This is a genomic window from Dietzia aerolata, assembly GCF_014144865.1.
Taxonomy (GTDB): Bacteria; Actinomycetota; Actinomycetes; order Mycobacteriales; family Mycobacteriaceae; genus Dietzia; species Dietzia aerolata.
Window position 1 is genome coordinate 1 of record NZ_JAALDM010000040.1, and the last position, 19,828, is coordinate 19,828.

Here is a 19,828-nt window from a genome sequence, read left to right on the forward strand (position 1 = left end):
GCTGCCGTCGGCGGCGACCTGCCCGGTGCACAACACGTCGGTGCCAGTGCGGAACTGGACGTCCACGCCGGGAGTGCCGCGGGTGACTGTGGCTTGGAGCGGCACGGTCTCGCCGATCGTCACGCTGCCGGGCGCGGTGACGCCGGAGGTCTGCGTGGCGGCCTCGTCGACGGTGATGGTCAGCGGTGCCGACGTGGCCGCCTCGGTCGAGGCGTTCCCGGCGTAGCTCGCGGTGATCGTGAACGTGCCGGTGGCCTCAGCGAGCCACTGGTAGGTGGCCTCGCCCCCGGTGACGGTGGCGCTGCCCTTCTTCTCCCCGTTGACCAGGATGTCCACCTGCTCACCGTCGGCGATGCCGGTGGTGGTGAGGCTGAGGTCGGCGGTTTCCCCGGGCTGGATGGAGCCCGGCCCGGCCAGCTCGATGTTCGTGCTGATGGTGCTGACGCTCACCGGGAGCGTCGTGGTCCCCGACTGCTCGTTGTTGAGGAGCGCGTACGCGTTGAGCTCGTGCTGGCCTGCCGGCAGTGTGCCGAGCTCGCACTGGAACGCGCCTGAGGCGTCGGCGGTCGCCGTGCACTCGCTGTTGTTGGTGAACAGGAAGACGGTCACCTCGGATCCCGCGGGGGCCGTGCCGCTGACGGTGAGGATGTCAGCGGCGGTGGGCGTGGCAGGGCTGATCGTCAGTCCGCTCGGTGCGGCCACGTCGCCCTGCGCGACGCTCACGGTGGTGGCGGTGCCGGACTGGGAGGCGGAGGTGGTCTCGTTGCCGGCGTAGTGCGCGGTCACGGCCACGTCGCTGACCTGCTCCGGGGTCCACTCGCAGCTCGCAGTGCCGTCGGCGCCCACCTGCGCGGTGCACAGCACCTGGTCACCGTTGCGGAACTGGACGTCCACGCCCTCGGCGCCGCCGTCGACGGTGGCGGAGAGGGTGACCGGCACGCCGGTCTTCGGATCGGCGGAAGCGGTCACGGTGGAGGTGGTGGTTTGTCGGGTGTCGACGACGACGACGAGCTCAACCGACTCCGAACCGGCGACAGTATCCGAGCCGGCGTACACGGCACGGATGGTGTGGCTGCCGGTCGTGGTCGGGGTCCAGTCGATGCTGGCTTTGCCGTCGGCGACCTGCGCGGGGCGCGACTGCTCGCCCTGGATCTCGAAGGTGATCGTCTGGCCGTCGGCGATCCCGGTGGTCTCGGCGGTCAGCGTCTCGCTACTCCCCACCGAACTGCTGGTGGGGCCGGTGAGCTCGATCGAGGAGGCCTTGAGCCCCACGGTGACGGTGGTGGCCTGCGGCGACTGCGCCGGCGTGGTGGTGCTCGTCCCGTCGTAGTGGGCGGTCACGTGGTACTCGCCGGTGGCGGTGGGGGTCCAGTAGGCCGTTGCGACGCCGCTGGCGGGGAGGGTGACGGTCTCCAGGACAGTGTCACCGTCGCGGAATTCAATGATCTGTCCGGCTTCACCCCCGCTCACGGTGGCGCTGAGCACGACCTGCTCCCCCACCGTTGCGGTGGCGTCCGCGGTCACGTCGGTGACCGCGGCCTGGATGCGTCCGACTGTTCCGGTTTCCGGCGCGGAAGCCGACGGGGCGAAGCCCTCAGAGCCAGCGTACCGGGCTACGAGACTGTAAGACTGATTCGCCTGTCCTGCTGCCGGTGTCCACTCAATGGAGGCAACGCCACCGCTGAGAGTGGTGGTACCGATTTCCGTGCCGTGATTGGTGAACGCCACCGTGTCCCCGTCCTGTCCTCCGGTGACGGTGGCGGTCAGGGTCGAGGCACTGCCCGGGGTCGGTGCTGGGTTGACGACCAGCGTGGTGGCCGTCTGGTTGATGGGTGCCGTCACGGTCACGCCGGTCTGCATCGACTGTGACGCGGTGACAGTGGCCGATCCTGCGTACCTCGCCTGGACGGTGTAGGTGCCTGCATCGCCGGGTACCCAGCCGGCGTACACAGCGCTGCCGTTGTTAACGGGGGCGGAGTCCTGCTTGGCACCGTTCACGTAGAAGTCCACCGACTCGCCGTTCGGGATTCCTCCTGCGTTGGCGGTGAGAGGCACGGCAGATCCGGCGACCGCGGGGGTGCCTGCGGCGATCGTGAGCGTCGACGTGATCTTGCCGACCTCGACGGTCGCGGTCGCGGGCTCTGCGGGCTGCGCTATAGCGGAGCCTCCGTAGCTGACCTGCACGTTCTTGGTTCCGGTCGAATCGAACGATCGGGTGAAGGTCGCTTTGCCGCCAGTCACGGTGGCAGTAGCGACACCAGTTCCATCGCCGCTGATGGCCACGGTCTGGTCGTTGGCAATTCCAGTGGTGTCGACCGTGAAGGTCACGTCTTGGCCGACAACTGCATTTGTCGGCTCGGCTGCCAGCGTGACGGAGGTGGCGTCCTTCTGGACCGTGATGGAGGGGCCACCATTGAAGTCAGACGGCGAGAAGTTGCGGTCACCACCAAGAGTGCCGCTTACGTGCGCCGTCGACTCAAGATTTGTCTCTCGTGCGCAACTACTCGTTACCTTGTATTGGATCGAGAATGTCCGAGTAGCTTGCCAGTGCCCAAGGGCAGCCCCGAGAGACTCATTACCCGACCATTTGACATAGCCAAATCCCGGCAATTCCGGGTCGGCGGCAACCACCTCTGCGTTGAACGATTTTCCGTTCAACATCGCCGAGTTGGGAATGTAGGTCAGACACTGCGGATGCAAATCCTTATAGGCATAGAGATTTGCTGTGATCCATCTCCTCTGGACTTCCGCCTTAACTGTCACCGTATCGCCCACTTGATACGACGTCGGATCAATCGTTCTCGTCAGTTTCCAGTTGCTGTTGGGGCTGCCGTACTCCTGAGACGACGATGCAGCATTCGCAATCCCCGCAGAGCCCGTTACAAGGAACGCCGCAGACATCGCCAGCGTTCCCAATAGCGCTAGTGGTCTTTTCAACCTGTTCTTCATGAGTGCCCCTTCCCCCGGGGATGAGTAACGATGCGGCCGCAGCGGCCGTGGTGCGATCGGGCGGCGGAGCGATATCCGCTCCGCCGCCCGATTGGTGATGCGTTAGCTGCCGAAGCTGCTCAGCGAGCCGAGCGAGCCGCTGGCGCTATCGCCGCCACCGGAGCCGGTCAGCGAGCCGAGGCTGCCGGTCCCGGGCTCGGTCGGATCGACTGGATCCGGGTCCGGGTCGGGATTGACGACCTTCGGGGCAACGAAGACCGACTCGGTGTCCTGCGAGGCCAGGTAGACCCCGTGACCGGAGTACGCCGCGCGAATGGTCCGATCCCCGTCCGTGGTCGGGGTCCACGGCATGGTCGCCGTGCCGTCGGCCTGAACAGGGGCGGTGCCGATGACGGTGCTGCCGTCGTAGAAGGTGACGGTTCCACCAACCTCTCCTGCAACGACCGTTGCCTTGAGAGTGGTCTCGTGGCCCACCTGCACGGACTCGATGTCCGCCAGCGTCGTGGTGGTGCTCTGGCTCTCGGGGTCCGCCTCGGCAATGTTGACAGCGAGCCCCGAGTTCGAGGGGTTCACACCGGTGCGCCCCGAGAAGTTGGCATCGATCGATCGCTGACCTGCAACTGACGGAATCCAGTCGATCGCGGCCGTGCCGTCCGCACCCACGGGGGCGTGTCCGATTGGGTTGTTGTCATCGAAGAACTCGACCTCGCCACCAGCGCCCTCAGGGGAAACAGTCGCCGTGATCCGGACGCTCTGCCCCACCTTCAGGTCTCCCGAGGTGGTGATGGCCACCGTGGACGCGACGTTGGTGGGCGATACGACGACAGTGCGGTCTTGGGATGTCGATCCACCATGCGTTCCGGTCTGGCCGAAGCTGGCCTTGACCTGCTTGGTCCCGGCGGTGGTCGGCGTCCACTCGAGCGTCGCCTGACCATCACTGACCGTGCCATCCCCGACATGCACGCCGTCAACGCTGAAGCCGACGAGCCCGCCGTCCGGCACGTCTTTGGCGGTGGCTCTCAGCATGACCGTTTGATTGACTTCCGGGTTGACGGGCTGCGCCAACCAGACCGAGGTGCCCATGCGCCGGACATCGATCGTTGGCCCGTTGCTGGAAAAGTTTGCCGCGCCACTGATTGCGTTCGTGGTGTTCCACTTGGGTCCACCAGTAGGGAGCGGCCCGGCTGCGCACGTGACGCGGTATCCCGCGGAGAAAGTGATGGGCGGCGCCCACGAGTTGGCAAGCGGTGGATCAATCTTCGTAGACCCTGGCGAAACGAAAACCTCGCCCGGATTTGAAGCCTCTGTGTACGTTTTGCCGCTGACCGACCACGTGGTAGAGCCGGGAATGTACTCGAGGCAGTCCGGCTTGACGTCTTCGATCCAGTAGACCTGCCACAAGTTGCTTCCACGGGTGACCTTATTGGTGATTGTGATCTCGTCACCCCAGACCGGCGAGCTTTCGCTGACGGTCCTTTCGTAGCTCACGCCACCTTGGGATCCTTTCGCTGGCGCGGTAGGAGCTGCTTGCGAGACCCCAGCCCCACCCACGACGAGCGCCGCCCCCGCAATCGCGGTCGCGCTCGCCGCGGCGAGCGCCCTGCGCATTGTTCCCTGTCTCATCGACTCCCCTGTTCTTGCATTCACCTGGCGCGGCCCCATACCCGTTCACCAGTATCGACCCCAAGTGGTGTGACCCGACTAACACTAGACGGGCAGCGATGAAAAGAAAAGTCTTACTGAACGCCGGACCTTGACGGTCGTCCCACACAAGAACCACGCTGTCACATGCGTTATCGGTCACCACATGCACCGAAGCTCACCTGAGTCGCCTTCACAGGTCTCGACTAAATAACGTCGCGCCCGGTTGCTCCGGGCGCGACGTTATGGAATGGATTCCTAGGTCAGTTCGCAGGTCTCGACGTCCACCTTCGAGGTGCGGCCAGCCACGGTGACCGTGAGGTCACCGTCGGCCTCCTCGATCCGGCTCGCGCCGTCCACGTCCGCGGAGCAGACCTCGGCACCGTCCCGGCTCACAGCGAGGTGGGTACGACCGTCGATGTCCTCGAGCCGCGCGAAGGCGTCGCCCACCGGAATCGGTGAGTCCCCCACTCCGGCCTTGACCGACGGCGTGGCCGTGGTGATCGAAGGTGTTGGAACCGACGACGACGGCGACGTTTCCGCTTGCGTCAGCGACGGCTCCGGCAGAAGGCTCGTCACCGTCGGGCTACTCGATCTTGTCGTCCGCGAAGTAGACGACTCAGTAGTCGCCACGTCACTGGTTGCCTGTGCAGAGCTCGACTGAGGGGTGGCGGACGGCGCCGACTCGCGAGCCGACGTCGACGGACCGGGCCGCGGCGAACTCGGAACCGTGGACTCCACCATTGATGGGGTGGGCGCCTCATCGAACGCCACCTCGTCCAGCGTGGTCAGCTCGCCCCCTTCGGGGAGCTCACCCAGCACATCCTGTGAGGCCTCCTCGTCGAATAGCGCGGCAAAAATGGAAGCGCCCGGAGTAGAGGCATTCAAATTGCCGCCAGGACTCCACACGGATTGGTTTTCCCAACTCTCATTTGGAGCGTCATAGCGTGGATCGCCTGAACATAAAGTGATAGTCACAGTTGAGACATGAACAGTATGGCTAACGTAGCCCGTGGATACGATTCTGTTGGAGTCATCGCTGCCACTTGCAATATTTACGGTATGGATGCGAACCCGGTCAGACTTATTGGTGGCACTAGTATGAAATTGGTGCGAGGTCGAATCTGTAAAGAATTCATCGATTATGTTGCCTGGCTTAGAATCGTCATTGTCCCTAATAATACGGACCAGATATTTCATGCCTTGCCCAGCACTTGACCATGAGATGATTACGTCCCTGCCGGGGAACCACGCCTTTTCTCTGCAACTTATACTCGAGGGCAGTGGGGTAGGGAAGTAGTTCTGCGAGACCACCTCCACCTTGGCCGTTCGAGTCACTTCCGAGGCAGCCAGGGTGTTCGTGGCCTGAGCCATGCTTGTCGCAATAACCGCCGCGCCTGCGAAGGCGATCGCTCCGCGCAGAGAAAATGCCTTGCTTCGGAGCCGCTCAAACTTACCCATGACGGGCCTCCTCCATCTCACGCATGGTTCGCGAATCCGCGCTATCAGTCTTGGCGCCGTCTCCGGATGCTGGCCCAGCCGTCGTCGTCCCCGTTCGGCCGAACGCGATCACGAGAAGTCCGCCAGCCACCATTCCTCCGAGGAAGATCGCCACCGGGTTGGACAGCCATGCCATGGCATAGCCGAGGCCGTTCATGTGCCACAAGACGCGGTCGGCCTCGGAAACGTAGTAGGGCACCGGATCATCGGCGCCATTAGCGTCGCCACGCATCGTCATCATCATCTCGTCCCCGCCCACTGGCTCGAGGCTTGTGACCCGGTGCGTGATGCGCACGCCACTGGCGTTGGTCACGCTCACCACGTCACCGACCCCCAGCTGGTCGGCGGGCACAGTTCGCGCGAAAGCCAGCGCGCCGGTCTGAATTGACGGCGACATCGAGCCCGACTGGAACACCAACGGCTTGATCCCCAGAAACATCGACAACGAGGCGGCCGCAATGCAGATCAACCCAGCGATTGCGCCGATATTGAGCGCCAGCTCCCGCCTACCGGAGTTCACGAAGCCGCGCCCCTTGTCGTCCACATTCTGTGTCATCACACTCACCTGCTCCCCTACGCGATGCTCGCGTTGAAACTGAACGTGACGCCGACGCGGGCGACACGGCTATCTGTGGGCGCATTCGAGCTCACACTCGCGAGGACGCAGTAGGAATCCCAAACGCCCGCGTTGAGCGCTACATCCGTCCTAAGTCCTGTGAATGTGACGGGTGGGGATGGGGTCGTAATCTGGGTTCCACCCGTACAGGTGGTCCCATTGGAGGTTGCGCCAGCGAAGAGACTCACCGTCATGTTATTGCGCAGGTTACTCGCGTTTCCAGCGGGCTGACCCTTCAAATCCACCCCTGAACCGAGCTCCGCAACGGCCAAATTCACGGAGTACTTGAGGTTGGCGGTTCCATTATTTTGCAGGTTCACCATCGTGGACGCGCTTTGCCCTTTGCCTAGCTGCGGGATCCCGCTCAAGACCACGCCTGGGTTCTGGCCATTGATCGTCACGTCCACGGTGCCCGCACTCGAGCTGAACAGCCCGGTCTCCGCCGTTACAGTCTGCGACCACTGGGCCATGGTCCCTACGGTGCCGAGGCCGAAGACCATTCCCAGGGCGAGCACTGCTCGCGCTCTGGTCCAGCCAGACTCTCGCCAACGGTAGTCGCGCCAGGGGTTCTTACGCAGAGTCGCCATGACCGGCCTCCTCATGTCGATCTCCAACACCTTCCGCCGCGGCTTCGCCGCTTGGCGTGGGCTCATCAATCGGCCCAGCGGTTTTCAGCTGCGTTGCACGCTTTTTCTTGGTCCTGTCACGCAGCCCGCTGCCGAACATCCACGCGGCATACACGATCAGCCCGCCAGCGACCGCGGTGATAGCCAGCACCCGGGTATCCCCGGTGAGGAGCAGGTTGACCCGGCCCAGTTGTGGGACCGAGTACCAGAGCTTCCCTCGGACCTGCTCAGGGACGAGCGCCCAGTTGTCGGCGACATTGTTCGCGTCGCCCTGGGTGTAGATCCGCTGCTGACCGGACATGTCGTAGTAGATCCCGTTGATCCGGTGGGTGACCACTGACGGATCCCCGGAGTACGGCTGGAACGTGATGACGTCGCCGGCCGCCAGATCCTCCGCCGGTGTCGGTCGGACCACGACGAGGGCGCCCGGCGAGAGCGCAGGCTGCATCGAGCCCGTGAGGACCGTGTACGCCTGCGCCCCTGAAACGCGAGGTACGACCACCAAGGCCAGCAAGATCAGGGCACACGCGAAGAGCACCAACCAGCTGACGATCGTTCGCACCCACCACAGGGGTGTTGCCTCGTCACTGCTCGCCGTGCTCGTGTGGGCTTCTTCAGCGGTGATCGTCATGGCTGGCCGGCCTTGATCTGATCGGCCTTGAACGTGAACTCGTACTTCCCACTGAGATTCGGAGTCATGGCGCCGGCAGTGGTGGTCAGGCACAGCACGTCAGTCTCGCCGACCGCGAGAGTTTTCCCCGACGTGCTGGCAGAAGTGATCTCGCCGCTGAACAGCTGCCTGCCAGGGGTACCCGGCTGAGTTGTGGCGGGACAGTCACTCGCCTCCGACACCCGGGCTACCCGCAGGTTGAGCACTGGCGGCGTCGTTCCGGCCAACGGTGCCACGCCCGTCAGCCGAAAGGTGACTGGAACGGTGCTGTCATTGACCACAGTCAGCGGGATCTGTGCCTGAGCACCCGGCTCCATGTTCTCCCTGGTCAGTCCCGACACGTTGAGCGTCGCCTGACCATCGCCGGAAATCCGCAGATGACCGGTCCGGACCGTGGCGCCATCCGTGGTATCTGAGCTACTCCAGGCGGCGTCGGTGAGCTGCAACGAGGTGAACCCGAGCAGCACCACCGACGCCCCCACGAGCGCCCATGTGACATGGGACTTCACGAGAATCCTGACTAGGCCTGGGCCGGATCGGTTTGCTTGAGGGTGACCGTGAGGTCGCTGATGGTGATGGTCTCGTCCATCGATTCGGTCTCATTCGGATCGAAGGCGAGCGTGCCGCCGACGGTGACCTCGCCGGGGTTGTTGGTCTCGTTGAGATCTTCGAGCGAGGCATCCGAATCCGCGGTCCACGTCAATCCAGCGGGAAGCGTGCCAGTCGACGCGGTGGAAGCGACCAGGTCCGCGGTGAGGTTCGATCCTTCGATCTCCAGCGCATACGTGCCCTCGAACCGGATCGAATCGCCCGGGGCGAGAGTGTCGGTGTCCGGGTCGAAGTCGCCGGTCACGTCAGCGGTGGCCCACGTCCAGCCAGATTCGCCCGGGACCTCCGTGATTCGGAGGTGACCCGTCTTCACTTCGCCGCCGCCTAGCGTGGCGTCGTCGCTCCACGCCGCGTAGGTGCCGGCGCCGCCGGCGAGCAACAGTGCGGCCGCGCCCAGGGCGATGGCGCCCTTGGTGTTCTTCTTCATAATTCCCCTCAAGGTGATCGGTACCGTGCGGCGAATCCGCCCGGACCAGCGGTGCGATGTCGCCGGCCACTGGCCATCTCATCGCTCGTACAGGGCAGACTCAGGTCTGCCGACGGTCAACAGCTGGCGCTGATGACCGAGTTCAAGAGCCCCGGGGAATCCGGGGCAGGATGTGTGGGCGTCTACCCGAAGCCCAAGGAGGGGCTGCCGAGCGAGCCGAAACCAACGCTCGAACGCGACGAGCCACTCGAGCCCGAGGACCCCGACGACCCGCTCCCCCCGGAGGAGCCGATTGAGCCGGAGCCGAGAGAACCGCTACTTCCGGACGAGCCCGACGAGCCGGCGGAGCCGGAACCGCCGCCGGAACCTGGGCGCTCCTGCAGGGTGATCCCCCAGTCCGGCGTGATGCGAGCCGATTGCTCAACCTCGCTGAAGGGCACGCCCACGTTGAGAGTCAGCATCACGGACTCACCAGCAGGCAACGAGAACTCACTCATCAGAACGCCAGGCCCGAGAGCCTGCACCACCGGCAGAGTTCGCGTCGCACCCTGCGCCCCGTTGACGTCGACCCGGAACCACGCGCTTCCGCGATCGATAGACCAGTTGCCGACATACACCTCGCCGTCGACCGCCGTGTCGCCCGGCACCCGTAGATGGAACGACGTCGAGTTGGGCGAACCGCCCGGGACTGGGATCGTCGTGGTGTCCCAGGGAATCGTCTCGACACCACCCCATGCAGTTCCGTCGGCGGAATACTGCTGGCGTTCCCGGTCAACGGGCACCGACTCGCTGGGGGCGGCGGTGGCCATGCAGCCCGCCGCGAGGAACGACACCACCGCGGCTGAGGCGGCGAGCAGGGGGCCGCGACGGCTCTTCAAGCGAGGAGTGCATTGCGACAACAAGGCGGGCATGCCGAGTAACCTAACTCACACTTAGTCGCACGTCCAGACTTACATTATCGTCTTCTCATACAAGTCAACGCCCAATGCCGATGGCGCCCCCGCACGATAGTCGCAGTTAGGAGCCCATTGAGCACGATTCGCTAGACGTTTAGCGCGCCGGAAACCTGCAGAAACGCTGAGCGCTGACCTCGCTTATGGTGAGCCACAACTTATGTGACGCAGCTTAGAACTCACGCCGCTGCGGGCCGACCACCTACCGGCCCACCCACGGGGGAGCTTGCGGTAAAGTCGCGCTTACCCCGCGTGGTGATCTACACCACAGCAGAGGGGGACTCTTGGGCCACGCAGCCTGATTCGCGGCCCGAGGAAGAGACAGCTACTTCAGGCAGCCCGATGCCGCACATTCTGTCGGCGCACCCCGACTGCCGCATGCAAACCCTGAGCTACTACGCACCTGTCGAGAGGATCGATGAATGTCCGAGAACCGTAGGAAGACGGTCGCCATGGGCGCCGCCGCACTGATGGCCCTGTCCAGCCTGACCGCCGGGGCCGCCACCGCGAGCGCACAGCCCACCGATACGTCTAAGTGCGAGACCAGCCAGAAGGTCGAACGCAGCTGGGGCGGCTCGCTCGGCACCAAGTACTACATCGAGAAGGAGGTCGTAGGAGACGGCACCGCCGCCCCCGGCGGCGAGGTGACCTTCCGAACGACCGTCAGCGGTGCCGGCGCGCTTGTGCGCGAGATCGTGGACTACCACCCTGCGGGCTTTGAGCTCGTCCGCGCCCGCGAATCTGTCTGGAAGGTCCTCGGCGGACAGACCTGGAGCAACGTCACCGACGACGTGCGGCGTAACGCCACCAACAACTCGGTCACCCGTGCGAGCTCGGGTTGGACCACCGCCGGTGGCGCGTATTCCACCCTTGAGACCACCTACAAGGTGCCCAACAATGTCTCCCCCGGCGACGTGCTCAACACCGGCGCAGGCACGGACATCGTGCTCATCGACGGCGGCTGGACGGTCAACCCCATCAACACCTGCGTCACCATCCGCGAGCCGAACGCTGTCGAGTCTGTGACCGGCAGCCTCGATGGCCTCGGGCTGGGCTCCGTGACCTCCGGATCCACCGCCGCGGGCGGCATCTCGAGCGACCCGGCCAGCTTCAGTTCCGAAATCATCAATGGGATCGACATCGGCCAGCTGATCGGCCTCAGCTGACCAGATAAAGGCCAGCCCGGCCCGCGAACGACTCGAGCCCCTGCCGCCCTCCCCACAAAGGACGGCAGGGGCTCGAGTCTTACGTCAGCCCACCCGGCCGGCGGACCGGCGCAATGGCAGAGGGCGAACTATTTCGCGTCCGCCCAGTACGGATCCTTGAGGGTGCGCTTCATGAGCTTCCCGTTGGCCTGGCGGGGCAGCTCGTCCACCACGTCGATCGAACGCGGCATCTTGAACTTGGCCAGCCGGCCGGAGAGGTCGGAGAGGATCTGCGCCTTGAGCTCCTCGGACTCGGTGAATCCCTCGGCCAGCTCGATCACCGCCTTGACCTCCTCGCCCCAGTCGGCGTGCGGGATCCCGAACACGGCCGCATCACGCACGGCCTCGTGGCGCGTCATCTCGGACTCGATCTCGGCCGGGTAGATGTTCACACCGCCGGAGATGATCATGTCGTTCTTGCGATCACACAGGAACAGGTAACCGTCGGAATCGACGTACCCGATGTCGCCCATCGTGAACAGCTCGCCGACATACGTCTTGGCGGTCTTCTCGGCGTCCTGGTGGTACTCGAACTTGGAACCGTGCATCTGCAGGTAGACGTTCCCGATCTCGTCGGTGCCCAGCTCGTTGCCGTCGTCGTCGAGGATCTTCAGGGTGGTGGTCTTCCAGGGCCGCCCCACGCTGCCGGGCTTGCGCAGCCACTCCTCGCCGGTGATGGTGCATCCCCCACCCTCGGTGCCGGCGTAGTACTCGGTGAGCACCGGGCCCCACCAGTCGAGCATCGCCTGCTTGACGTGCTTTGGGCACGGGGCGGCGCCGTGGACGATCGTGCGCAGACTCGACACGTCGTACTTGGCCCGCACGCCCTCGGGCAGCTCGAGCAGCCGCGAGAACTGGGTGGGCACCATGTGCGACTGCGTGACGCCGTGCGCGTCGATGAGGCGCAGCATCTCCTCGGGCGTCCACTTGTCCATGAGCACCACGGCCTGGCCCAGGTTGAGCGAGATGGTGACGAAGTTGAGCACGGCCGTGTGGTACAGCGGCGAGCCGCAGATGTGGACGTTGTCCGGCGCGTGGATGTTGAAGCCGGCGAAGAAGTAGTAGTTGGGGACCGTCACCTGGTCGGGGCTCGCGCCGGTCAGCGGGCGACGCACGCCCTTCGGGCGGCCGGTGGTCCCACTGGTGTAGAGCATCGGGGCGCCGAGGGTGCGATCCGACGGGAGGGACGTGGGAGCCCCATTATGTGACGACGACGACGAGGCCTGACCCTCGCCCCCGCCAGCCTGAGCGGCGAGTTCGTTCAGAGGTCGGAATCCGGGCACGTCACCGACGGCGAAGCAGCGGGCCGGGTCGAGGCCGGCCTCCGCTGCGGCGACGGTCGCGACGTCGGCGAACCGCTCGTCCGCGATAAAGACCGTCGACCCGGAGTTCTCGAGGATGTAGGCGACCTCGGGGCCGGTGAGGTGCCAGTTGGCGGGCGCCACGTAGAGACCGATCTCGATGGCCGCGTAGTAGACCTCGAGGAATTCGATCGAGTTGGGGGCCAGCAGGACTATGCAGTCGCCGGCCCCCAGTCCCAGCTCCTGCAGACCACGGGCATAGCCGTGGGCGGCGCCCGCGAGCTGGCCGAAGGTCACCTGGCGGCCGGGCGCGTCGGGGGAGCCGCCCTCGATCACCGCGAGGCGGTCCGGTTCGGCCTCGGCGATGCGGTAGACGCTGGTCACGTACTCACCGGTCCGGGGGTCCAGGACTCCGGCGTCGGCGGGGACGGAAGGCGTGGGTGCACTCATGCGCCCCATGGTAGAACGTGTTCTAGCTTTGTGGCGACCTTTCCGGTCCGTCCACTTCCGGTCCACCCACTGCCGATCCGCCCTACGCTCGACACATGGGAACCCGACACCGCCGGCTCGCCGTCCCGACCGTGGCCGCTGTCGGGCTCATCGCGGCGCTCGCCCTCGCCGGGTGCGGTGGCGGCACCGGCAGCAGTAGTGGCGGGGCCACCACAGGCACTCCACCCACCGGCACCTCACAAACCGCCACCTCCCCCACCCCGGCTGAGTCCGGCCCTGCAGAGTCCGGTCCCCTCTACGAGCACCCCGCCACCATGCTGGCGGCGGCCCGCGACGAGTTCGGCGAGATCGAGGTGTCCGTGCTGTACGTCTACGCCGACGAGGCCATGCTCTGGCACGTCGATCCCGACTCCCCGCGCACCTCCACGCTGAGCCACACCTACCGCGACGGTTCGTGGACCGACCGCAGCTCCCTGCGGCACGCCACCACCGGCCGGACCCTGTCGCTCGACGAGATCGACCCGGACACCCTCCGCACGGCCGCCGCGAACGCGCCCGCAACGCTCGGGCTCGAGCCAGACGAGGTGGAGATCGAGCACGTGGCGGTGGGCACGGGCGAGACTGACGAGCAGGAGTACGTGGTGGCGGTGACGACCGACGAGGGGCTGGGCAGCGTCGTCTTCGACCACGGTCTGCAGGTCATGGAGACCACCGCACCGCACTGAGCATCTATGGTGACATCCATGCTGCCCCTTGCCCGCTCCCGCCGTTCTGCCCTGGTCACGGCCGCCCTCGTCGCTGCACTCGTGGTGGCCGGCTGCGGCGCCGATGCCACGCAGCCCGGCTCCGAAGACAGTTCCGGGGCGACCTCCACCACGACCACCAGCGCCTCGTCGTCAGCCACCATCGACGACGAGACACCCCTCATCGACGGCGAGCCCGCCCCCACCGTGGCCCTGGCGCTCAGCGAGCGGCTCGCCGCAGCCCTCGCCTCGGCGACGGACGAGTTCGGCGATGTGGAGGTCGACCTCCTCCAACTCGACCCCGACTCCACGAGCCTGTACTTCGTGGACCCCGCCGAGCCGGACACGCGGAACCGCTCCGAGTACCTCGACGCGGCGTGGTCCAGCCCCGTGGGTGCGCCCCGGCCGGGCACGCAGCCGCTCCTGCCGCTGGACGCGATCGACCCGGAGGTCCTGCGCAGGGTGGTCGAGGCCGCGCCGGTCGTGCTCGAGTCCGGCCTCTCGCGACTGGGCCACGTGTCCATCTCCCCCGACGAGAGCGGTCAGGCCGAGTACCTGGTCGCGCTGGCGTTCGGCACGTCGCTCGGGCGCGCCACCTTCGACGCCGCCGGCGAAGTTCGAGAGGTCGAGCCCGCCAGCTGATCTGAGCGAGCGGGGCCGCTATCCTCGCGGTCATGTCGCCGTCACGATCCCGCGCCTCCGACGCCCAGCGCACGGCCGTCCTGCAGGCGCTCGACGCCGCCTTCGCCGAGGGCAGGCTCGACCACTTCGAGCACTTCGAACGCACCCGCACCGCCACCAGGGCCAAATACGTCGACGATCTCCGCCCGCTGGTCGCCGACCTGCGCGGTGGCGACGACGACCTCGGCCTCGGCGCGGGACGAGAGGACGACGACGACAACGCCACCACCGGCTCCCCGCGCACCGGGCGGCGGGGCGCGCGAATCGGGATCGCGGTGGCCGTGGCGGTCCTCGCGGTCTTCGGCGGGGTGGTGGCGGCCTCGGTCTCCGACGGCCCCGCGGGCTCCCCTGGCACGGACAAGTGGTCGGCCGTCACCGGGGAGGTCGGACCCGGGCCCCTCCACACCCTCGACGGGATGACTCAGATGCTCGCGGCCGCCGAAGCGGAGTTCGGCGGGCAGGACATCGACACGCTCGGGATCCACGGCGACCGCGCGAGCCTCATGCTCGAGGACCCCACGGAGCCGGGCAAGCGCCTCATCTACGTCTTCCGCGGCCAGTGGCAGGAATCGAACTTCGACTCACACCCCGCCGCCAACACCTTCCGACTCTCCGACATCGATCCGGGCGTCGTCGTGGCCGCCATCGACGCCGCCCCCGCCGAACTCGGCATGGACGACGACGCGCGCACGAGCCACGTGTCCGTCTACCCCGACGCGCTCGGCCAGCCGGAGTTCGTGGTGAACATCTCCGAGGGCCCCGGGGACCCGCTGGGCCAGGTGACCGTGGGCGTCGACGGCCAGGTCAGGGAGATTCGGGAACCCCGCTGAGCACCGCCCGCGCTGTACCCTTCGGCGCATGAGACGCCCGCCGCGCAGCCGCGCCTCCGACGCGCAGCGCACCGCGGTCTGGGAGTTGCTCGACGCCGCCTACGCCGACGGCCGACTCGATCCCCTGGAACATCTCGAACGCACCCGCGCGATCCCCCACAGCAGGTACGTGGACGAGCTGCGGGTGCTGATCGACGACCTGGGGCTGGACGCAGCGCGCACCGCACGCGGCTCCAGCCGCCGCGGACGGTTCACCTACGAAGCGGGAAACGGCCGGCAACTGGCCTATCTGCCACCGGACCGTGGGCCTCGCTGGCCCGGCTGGCTCCGCGGCCACTGGCCCCTGATCGCCGCCGGAGCCCTCGTCCTGGGCGTGGTCGCGATCATCGTCTCGGCCCTCCTGTCCCTGACCCCGCCACGATGAGCGATTCCCCTCCGCCCGGATCGGCAGGCCCGCGCACACCCGTGTCCGACGCCCGCCGCGATGCCGCCCTGGCGATACTGGACGCCGCCCGGGCTGACGGCCGCCTCAGCAGCGCCGAGCACCAGGAGCGCTACCGCACCGCCGCCCTGTCCCGGTTCGAGGACGAGCTCACGCCGCTGATCTCCGACCTGAACCTGCGCCCCCTGGAACTGGAACTGCGAACCACGGGCCTCTGGGCCGACGACCCGTTCGCCAACCAATGGGAGTTCGGACCCTTTCGCAGCGCGAAACGGAACGCGACGCGGACGCTGCGGGAGCGTCTCACCCTCCCCTCCCTGTGCGCGCTCGTGCTCGGGATGATGGTCCTCGCCGTGATCCTCTCCGGTTGACGCACGTGGGAACTGGACGGGCGCGGGAATTGTCGGGCAGGTGAAATCTCGGCGAACTCTGCCCGAACCGCGCCCCGAATTCGACCCGAAGCAGGGGTGCCACAGCGGCTCTCGCTCCTGCTCAGGGCTACGATCCGGGTATGTCAGCCACCCACTCCGGCGCCCCGGACATCCGGGCGACCGACGAGAACCGGGCCGCCGTCACCGGCGCGCTCGACAAGGCCCTTGCCAGCGGCCAACTGGACCAGTTCGAGCACTTCGAGCGCGTACGCGCAGCTGCCCAGGCGCGCTGGGTCCACGAACTGCGCCCGCTGCTGACCGACCTGCAGGGCGTCGATGTGGAACTCCCCGGGGACCGCAGGCGCAAGAAGGGGCTGGCGCGGTCGTCGTCGTCGTCGTCTTCGTCATCAACGTCGTCCACCACCGACGAGGACACGCGCACCACGCTCGGCACCCGCCTGCTCCTCGCCGTCCCGGTCGTGGCGATCGTCGTGGTGGGAGTGGCCCTGGCCTGGCCGGACAGCGACGACACGCCGGCCACCTCGTCCCCGTCCGCCATCGAGCAGATCGAGGACGTCGTCGACCGGGCCACCGACTCCATCGAGGCGCGGGTGATCGACAACCCCTCGCCGCTGACCCTCGAGGGCCTGCAGCAGATGTTCGCCACCGCGCCCGAGGCTTCCGGTTCGGAGTTCGCGACGCGCATGACCGCCCACCCCGAGCACGGCGGGATGGAGTGGGCCGACCCCGAGCATCCCAGCCGGTCGTGGACCTCGTCGTACCGGGGCGGGTGGGACGAGCCCGACGACCGCGCCTCCAGCCGCGATGAGTCGTTCCGCCTCGCCGACCTGGACGCCGAGATGATCGCGGCCGTGATCGCCGGCGCGCCGGCCACGCTGGGCATCCCCGACGGCACCCCGTCGCACATCATCATCGAGGCCGACGCCTCCGGGATGCCCGCCTACTCCGTGTACGCCTCCAACGACGTGCACCAGAGCGGCTACCTGGTGGTCAACCACGCCGGCGAGCCGGTGCGGGTCCACGGCGCCAACTGACAGGCCCGGTCCCCGCGCTACTCCCCGCACGGCCCCCCGCGCCTGCCGCCGCGCCCCCGCCCTCAGTCGATGAGGCGCCCGATCTGCTCGATCTGCTCGACGGTCCGCGCCGTGACCACCAGCATCGTGATTCCGGCGGCTTCCCACTCGGCGATCTGCTCGCGCACTTCAGGCTCGTCGCCAATGATCGCGGTGGCCTCAATCATCTCGTCCGGCACGGCGGCCGCGGCCTCGTCCTTGCGGCCGGCGCGGAACAGTTCGGTGATGCGATCCACGTCGTCGGAGAAGCCCATCCTGCGGAAAGCCTCGGCGTGGAAGTTCTTCTCCTCCGCCCCCATGCCGCCGGCGTACAGCGCGGTCATGGGGCGGTAGGCGTCGAGCACGGCGGCGCGGTCATCGGTGATGTGTAGCTGGCACAGGAACGCCACCTCGAAGTCCTCGCGGGTGCGGCGGGCGCCGGGGCGCGCGAAGCCCTCGTCGAGCCAGGAATTGAACTCGTGCGCGGTGTGCGGGGAGGCGAGGAAGCCCAGCCAGCCGTCGGCGATCTCGGCGGCGAGCGCCACGTTCTTGGGTCCCTCGGCGCCCAGCCAGATGGGGACGTCCTCGCGCAGCGGGTGCACGATCGACTTGAGCGGCTTGCCGAACCCGGAGGCGTCGGGCCCCTGGTAGGGCAGCTGGTAGGCGGGGCCCTCGGAGGTGACGGGGGCCTCGCGGCGCAGGACCTTGCGGATGATGTCGATGTACTCGCGGGTGCGGGCGAGCGGCTTGGCGAACGGCTGTCCGTACCAACCCTCCACGACCTGTGGCCCGGAGACGCCCAGGCCCAGGCAGAAGCGACCGCCCGAGAGGTGGTCGAGCGTCATGGCGCTCATGGCGGTGGCGGTGGGCGTGCGCGCGGACAGTTGCACGACGGCGGTGGAGAGCCGGATGTTCTCGGTGAGCGAGCCGAACCAGGCCAGCGGGGTGAACGCGTCCGATCCCCAGGCCTCGGCGGTGAAGACGGTGTCGAATCCCGCCTTGTCCGCGGCCACCACGAGGTCGGCGTGGTTGGTGGGCGGCTGCGCGCCCCAGTATCCGAGCTGCAAGGCGAATTTCATGCCCACAGTGTGACCCACGCCGCCGGGGCCGCGTGACGCCCACCACCGAAAGTCACACAAAAAAGACTGGAACGTGTTCTACTTAGGGGTGTGACATCCAGAGAAATCGTTGTCGATATCACCCCGCCGGACGAGCCCGTGCTGTCCGCCTCGCTCACGCCGTCCTTCGACTACACCAGGTCGACCGGCCCCGTGCTCGGAGCGTTCTTCACCGGCCTGCGCGACCGCACGATCGTGGGCAACCGCGACTCGGAGGGCACCGTGCACGTCCCGCCCGTCGAATACGACCCGCACACGCGCGAGCCGATCACCGAACTGGTCGAACTCGGCTCGGGTGACGAGCTCGGCGGCGTCGTCGTCGCATGGACCTGGGTCCCCACCCCCACCGACCTCAACCCGCTCGACACCCCGTTCGCGTGGGCACTCGTGCGGTTCGACGGCGCGGACACCGCCATGCTCCTGCCCCTGGCCGCGGACGGCCCCGACGCCGTGAGCACCGGGATGCGCGTGCGCGTGCGGTGGGCCGCCGAGCGTAGTGGCACCGTCCACGACATCGCGTGCGTGGTCGCCGAGGGAAGCGACGACGACGCCACCACCGGCGCCCCGTCCACCGGCGCGGAGGCCACCGCGGACGAGCCCTCCGGTGACGAGACCACCCCCGCCGAACCCGTCACGGGCATCGTCACGCCCATCGGGCTGTCGGTGACCCACACGGCCGCGCCCGCCGAGAGCGAGTTCCTGCGCGCCATCGTGCAGGGCCGCATCCTGGGACGTCGCCGGTCCAACGGCCCCGAGGTCTACGTCCCGCCACGCGACTACTGCCCCTCCGACGGCGTCGAAATGGGCGAGTACGTGGAGGTCGCCGACGTCGGCACCGTCACCACCTTCGGCATCGTCAACGTGCCGTTCGCCGGGCAGCAGATCAAGCCGCCCTACGTCACCGCCTACATCCTTCTCGACGGCTCCGACGTACCGATCCAGCACCTCGTCCTGGGCTGCGAGGCCTCCGAGGTCCGCATGGGGATGCGCGTGCGCGCCGTGTGGGAGCCCGAGGAGAGCCGGCCCGCCACGATGAAGGCCATCGCGCACTTCGAGCCCGACACCGCCACCGCCACCGACGCTAAGCACCTGTAGAGGACACCTCGTGACCCAGACTGCACCCCGGGACGTGGCCGTCGTCGGTTTCGCCCACGCCCGCCACACCGAGTCCACCTTCGGCACCACCAACGGTGTCGAGATGCTCGCCCCGGTCTTCGCCGAGTGCTACCGGCAGACCGGGCTCGACCGCACCGACATCGACTTCTGGTGCTCCGGCTCGTCCGACTACCTGGCCGGCCGCGCCTTCTCCTTCATCTCCGCCGTCGACACGATCGGCGCCATGCCGCCGATCTCCGAATCGCACGTCGAGATGGACGCCGCCTGGGCGCTGTTCGAGGCGTACCTCAAGATCGCGTCCGGCCATGCCGACACCGCGCTGGTCTACGGGTTCGGCAAGGCCTCGGCCAGCGCCGACCTCGACACCACGCTCGCGCTGCAACTCGACCCGTACACGGTCACCCCGCTGTGGCCGGGCCGGCACCACATCGCCGCGCTGCAGGCCCGCGCCGGGATCGACGCCGGGCGCTGGTCGGAGGCCGAGATGGCCGCCGTCGCCGCCCGCGC

The 19,828-nt window shown here is 67.2% G+C and carries 21 protein-coding genes; 10 read left to right on the forward strand and 11 right to left on the reverse strand.

All coding sequences use genetic code 11. The features are described from left to right. The 3 genes from G6016_RS02975 to G6016_RS02985 form a co-directional block, all read right to left on the reverse strand. A partial coding sequence (locus G6016_RS02975) for an Ig-like domain repeat protein (RefSeq protein ID WP_182631222.1) occupies positions 1 to 2,328 on the reverse strand: 2,328 nt, incomplete at its 3' end. Between the two features lie 723 nt (positions 2,329 to 3,051). Further along, positions 3,052 to 4,032, reverse strand: coding sequence for an Ig-like domain-containing protein (locus G6016_RS02980; RefSeq protein ID WP_206682279.1), 981 nt, complete (start codon positions 4,030 to 4,032; stop codon positions 3,052 to 3,054). Positions 4,033 to 4,848: 816 nt separating this feature from the next. Beyond that, positions 4,849 to 5,061, reverse strand: coding sequence for a hypothetical protein (locus G6016_RS02985; RefSeq protein ID WP_146776237.1), 213 nt, complete (start codon positions 5,059 to 5,061; stop codon positions 4,849 to 4,851). A 7-nt stretch (positions 5,062 to 5,068) separates the two neighbouring features. Between G6016_RS02985 and G6016_RS02990 the strand changes: the two genes are divergently transcribed. Then, entirely contained in the window at positions 5,069 to 5,254 is a 186-nt protein-coding gene (locus G6016_RS02990) for a hypothetical protein (RefSeq protein ID WP_182631224.1), read from the forward strand. A 789-nt stretch (positions 5,255 to 6,043) separates the two neighbouring features. Here the strand turns inward: G6016_RS02990 and G6016_RS02995 are convergent. The 6 genes from G6016_RS02995 to G6016_RS03020 all read right to left on the reverse strand — a co-directional run bounded on the left by G6016_RS02995 (position 6,044) and on the right by G6016_RS03020 (position 9,916). Continuing rightward, a complete protein-coding gene (locus G6016_RS02995) occupies positions 6,044 to 6,634 on the reverse strand; it encodes a signal peptidase I (RefSeq protein ID WP_338403492.1) in 591 nt (196 codons plus the stop codon). 29 nt (positions 6,635 to 6,663) lie between these two features. After that, complete coding sequence (locus G6016_RS03000) at positions 6,664 to 7,293, reverse strand: hypothetical protein (RefSeq protein ID WP_182631226.1); 630 nt, start codon at positions 7,291 to 7,293, stop codon at positions 6,664 to 6,666. Then, the gene (locus G6016_RS03005) at positions 7,277 to 7,963 is read right to left on the reverse strand and encodes a signal peptidase I (protein WP_182631227.1); all 687 of its coding nucleotides are present in this window, start codon (positions 7,961 to 7,963) and stop codon (positions 7,277 to 7,279) included. The genes G6016_RS03000 and G6016_RS03005 overlap by 17 nt, the downstream gene beginning before the upstream one ends. Next, positions 7,960 to 8,484 carry a hypothetical protein gene (locus G6016_RS03010; protein ID WP_206682280.1) on the reverse strand — a complete coding sequence of 175 codons (525 nt, stop codon included), beginning with the start codon at positions 8,482 to 8,484 and terminating at the stop codon, positions 7,960 to 7,962. The genes G6016_RS03005 and G6016_RS03010 overlap by 4 nt, the downstream gene beginning before the upstream one ends. 38 nt (positions 8,485 to 8,522) lie before the next feature. Next, complete coding sequence (locus G6016_RS03015) at positions 8,523 to 9,038, reverse strand: alternate-type signal peptide domain-containing protein (protein ID WP_182631229.1); 516 nt, start codon at positions 9,036 to 9,038, stop codon at positions 8,523 to 8,525. 182 nt (positions 9,039 to 9,220) lie between these two features. Next, positions 9,221 to 9,916, reverse strand: coding sequence for a hypothetical protein (locus G6016_RS03020; protein ID WP_182631230.1), 696 nt, complete (start codon positions 9,914 to 9,916; stop codon positions 9,221 to 9,223). A 497-nt stretch (positions 9,917 to 10,413) separates the two neighbouring features. On the opposite strand from G6016_RS03020, the gene G6016_RS03025 reads away from it, so the two are divergent. Beyond that, positions 10,414 to 11,157 (forward strand): hypothetical protein, encoded by a 744-nt coding sequence (locus G6016_RS03025; protein ID WP_182631231.1) that lies wholly within the window; start codon positions 10,414 to 10,416, stop codon positions 11,155 to 11,157. Positions 11,158 to 11,285: 128 nt separating this feature from the next. On the opposite strand, the gene G6016_RS03030 is transcribed toward G6016_RS03025, so the two are convergent. Next, positions 11,286 to 12,947 (reverse strand): acyl-CoA synthetase, encoded by a 1,662-nt coding sequence (locus G6016_RS03030; RefSeq protein ID WP_182631232.1) that lies wholly within the window; start codon positions 12,945 to 12,947, stop codon positions 11,286 to 11,288. Positions 12,948 to 13,042: 95 nt separating this feature from the next. Here G6016_RS03030 and G6016_RS03035 point away from each other — a divergent pair, with 95 nt between their 5' ends. From G6016_RS03035 to G6016_RS03060, 6 genes are all read left to right on the forward strand, one after another. Next, on the forward strand, positions 13,043 to 13,672 hold the full coding sequence (locus tag G6016_RS03035) for a hypothetical protein (RefSeq protein ID WP_182631233.1): 630 nt from the start codon (positions 13,043 to 13,045) through the stop codon (positions 13,670 to 13,672). Positions 13,673 to 13,690: 18 nt separating this feature from the next. Further along, positions 13,691 to 14,332 (forward strand): hypothetical protein, encoded by a 642-nt coding sequence (locus G6016_RS03040; RefSeq protein ID WP_182631234.1) that lies wholly within the window; start codon positions 13,691 to 13,693, stop codon positions 14,330 to 14,332. A gap of 32 nt (positions 14,333 to 14,364) precedes the next feature. Continuing rightward, positions 14,365 to 15,201 carry a DUF1707 SHOCT-like domain-containing protein gene (locus tag G6016_RS03045; protein ID WP_182631235.1) on the forward strand — a complete coding sequence of 279 codons (837 nt, stop codon included), beginning with the start codon at positions 14,365 to 14,367 and terminating at the stop codon, positions 15,199 to 15,201. 28 nt (positions 15,202 to 15,229) lie between these two features. After that, complete coding sequence (locus G6016_RS03050; RefSeq protein ID WP_182631236.1) at positions 15,230 to 15,625, forward strand: DUF1707 SHOCT-like domain-containing protein; 396 nt, start codon at positions 15,230 to 15,232, stop codon at positions 15,623 to 15,625. Beyond that, complete coding sequence (locus G6016_RS03055; RefSeq protein WP_182631237.1) at positions 15,622 to 16,014, forward strand: DUF1707 domain-containing protein; 393 nt, start codon at positions 15,622 to 15,624, stop codon at positions 16,012 to 16,014. Before G6016_RS03050 ends, G6016_RS03055 begins: the two co-directional genes overlap by 4 nt. Positions 16,015 to 16,154: 140 nt before the next feature. Beyond that, a complete protein-coding gene (locus G6016_RS03060) occupies positions 16,155 to 17,069 on the forward strand; it encodes a DUF1707 SHOCT-like domain-containing protein (RefSeq protein WP_182631238.1) in 915 nt (304 codons plus the stop codon). Positions 17,070 to 17,131: 62 nt separating this feature from the next. Here the strand turns inward: G6016_RS03060 and G6016_RS03065 are convergent, their stop codons facing one another. Then, complete coding sequence (locus G6016_RS03065) at positions 17,132 to 18,166, reverse strand: LLM class F420-dependent oxidoreductase (RefSeq protein ID WP_182631239.1); 1,035 nt, start codon at positions 18,164 to 18,166, stop codon at positions 17,132 to 17,134. A gap of 90 nt (positions 18,167 to 18,256) precedes the next feature. Here G6016_RS03065 and G6016_RS03070 point away from each other — a divergent pair, with 90 nt between their 5' ends. Together G6016_RS03070 and G6016_RS03075 are read left to right on the forward strand one after the other, a co-directional pair. After that, positions 18,257 to 19,300: a Zn-ribbon domain-containing OB-fold protein gene (locus G6016_RS03070; RefSeq protein ID WP_338403493.1), complete on the forward strand. Its 1,044-nt coding sequence runs from the start codon at positions 18,257 to 18,259 to the stop codon at positions 19,298 to 19,300. A 10-nt stretch (positions 19,301 to 19,310) separates the two neighbouring features. Further along, positions 19,311 to 19,828 (forward strand): thiolase family protein (locus G6016_RS03075; RefSeq protein ID WP_522731190.1); only part of this gene is annotated, 518 nt, incomplete at its 3' end.

Excerpts from the sequence above, each read along its gene's own strand:
- G6016_RS02980 (WP_206682279.1), bottom strand. The coding sequence starts at position 4,032 with ATGGGCACCTCGGTCTGGTTGGCGCAGCCCGTCAACCCGGAAGTCAAT.
- G6016_RS03000 (WP_182631226.1), bottom strand. The coding sequence starts at position 7,293 with ATGGCGACTCTGCGTAAGAACCCCTGGCGCGACTACCGTTGGCGAGAG.
- G6016_RS03005 (WP_182631227.1), bottom strand. The coding sequence starts at position 7,963 with ATGACGATCACCGCTGAAGAAGCCCACACGAGCACGGCGAGCAGTGAC.
- G6016_RS03015 (WP_182631229.1), bottom strand. The coding sequence starts at position 9,038 with ATGAAGAAGAACACCAAGGGCGCCATCGCCCTGGGCGCGGCCGCACTG.
- G6016_RS03025 (WP_182631231.1), top strand. The coding sequence starts at position 10,414 with ATGTCCGAGAACCGTAGGAAGACGGTCGCCATGGGCGCCGCCGCACTG.
- G6016_RS03030 (WP_182631232.1), bottom strand. The coding sequence starts at position 12,947 with ATGAGTGCACCCACGCCTTCCGTCCCCGCCGACGCCGGAGTCCTGGAC.
- G6016_RS03035 (WP_182631233.1), top strand. The coding sequence starts at position 13,043 with ATGGGAACCCGACACCGCCGGCTCGCCGTCCCGACCGTGGCCGCTGTC.
- G6016_RS03040 (WP_182631234.1), top strand. The coding sequence starts at position 13,691 with ATGCTGCCCCTTGCCCGCTCCCGCCGTTCTGCCCTGGTCACGGCCGCC.
- G6016_RS03045 (WP_182631235.1), top strand. The coding sequence starts at position 14,365 with ATGTCGCCGTCACGATCCCGCGCCTCCGACGCCCAGCGCACGGCCGTC.
- G6016_RS03050 (WP_182631236.1), top strand. The coding sequence starts at position 15,230 with ATGAGACGCCCGCCGCGCAGCCGCGCCTCCGACGCGCAGCGCACCGCG.
- G6016_RS03055 (WP_182631237.1), top strand. The coding sequence starts at position 15,622 with ATGAGCGATTCCCCTCCGCCCGGATCGGCAGGCCCGCGCACACCCGTG.
- G6016_RS03060 (WP_182631238.1), top strand. The coding sequence starts at position 16,155 with ATGTCAGCCACCCACTCCGGCGCCCCGGACATCCGGGCGACCGACGAG.
- G6016_RS03065 (WP_182631239.1), bottom strand. The coding sequence starts at position 18,166 with ATGAAATTCGCCTTGCAGCTCGGATACTGGGGCGCGCAGCCGCCCACC.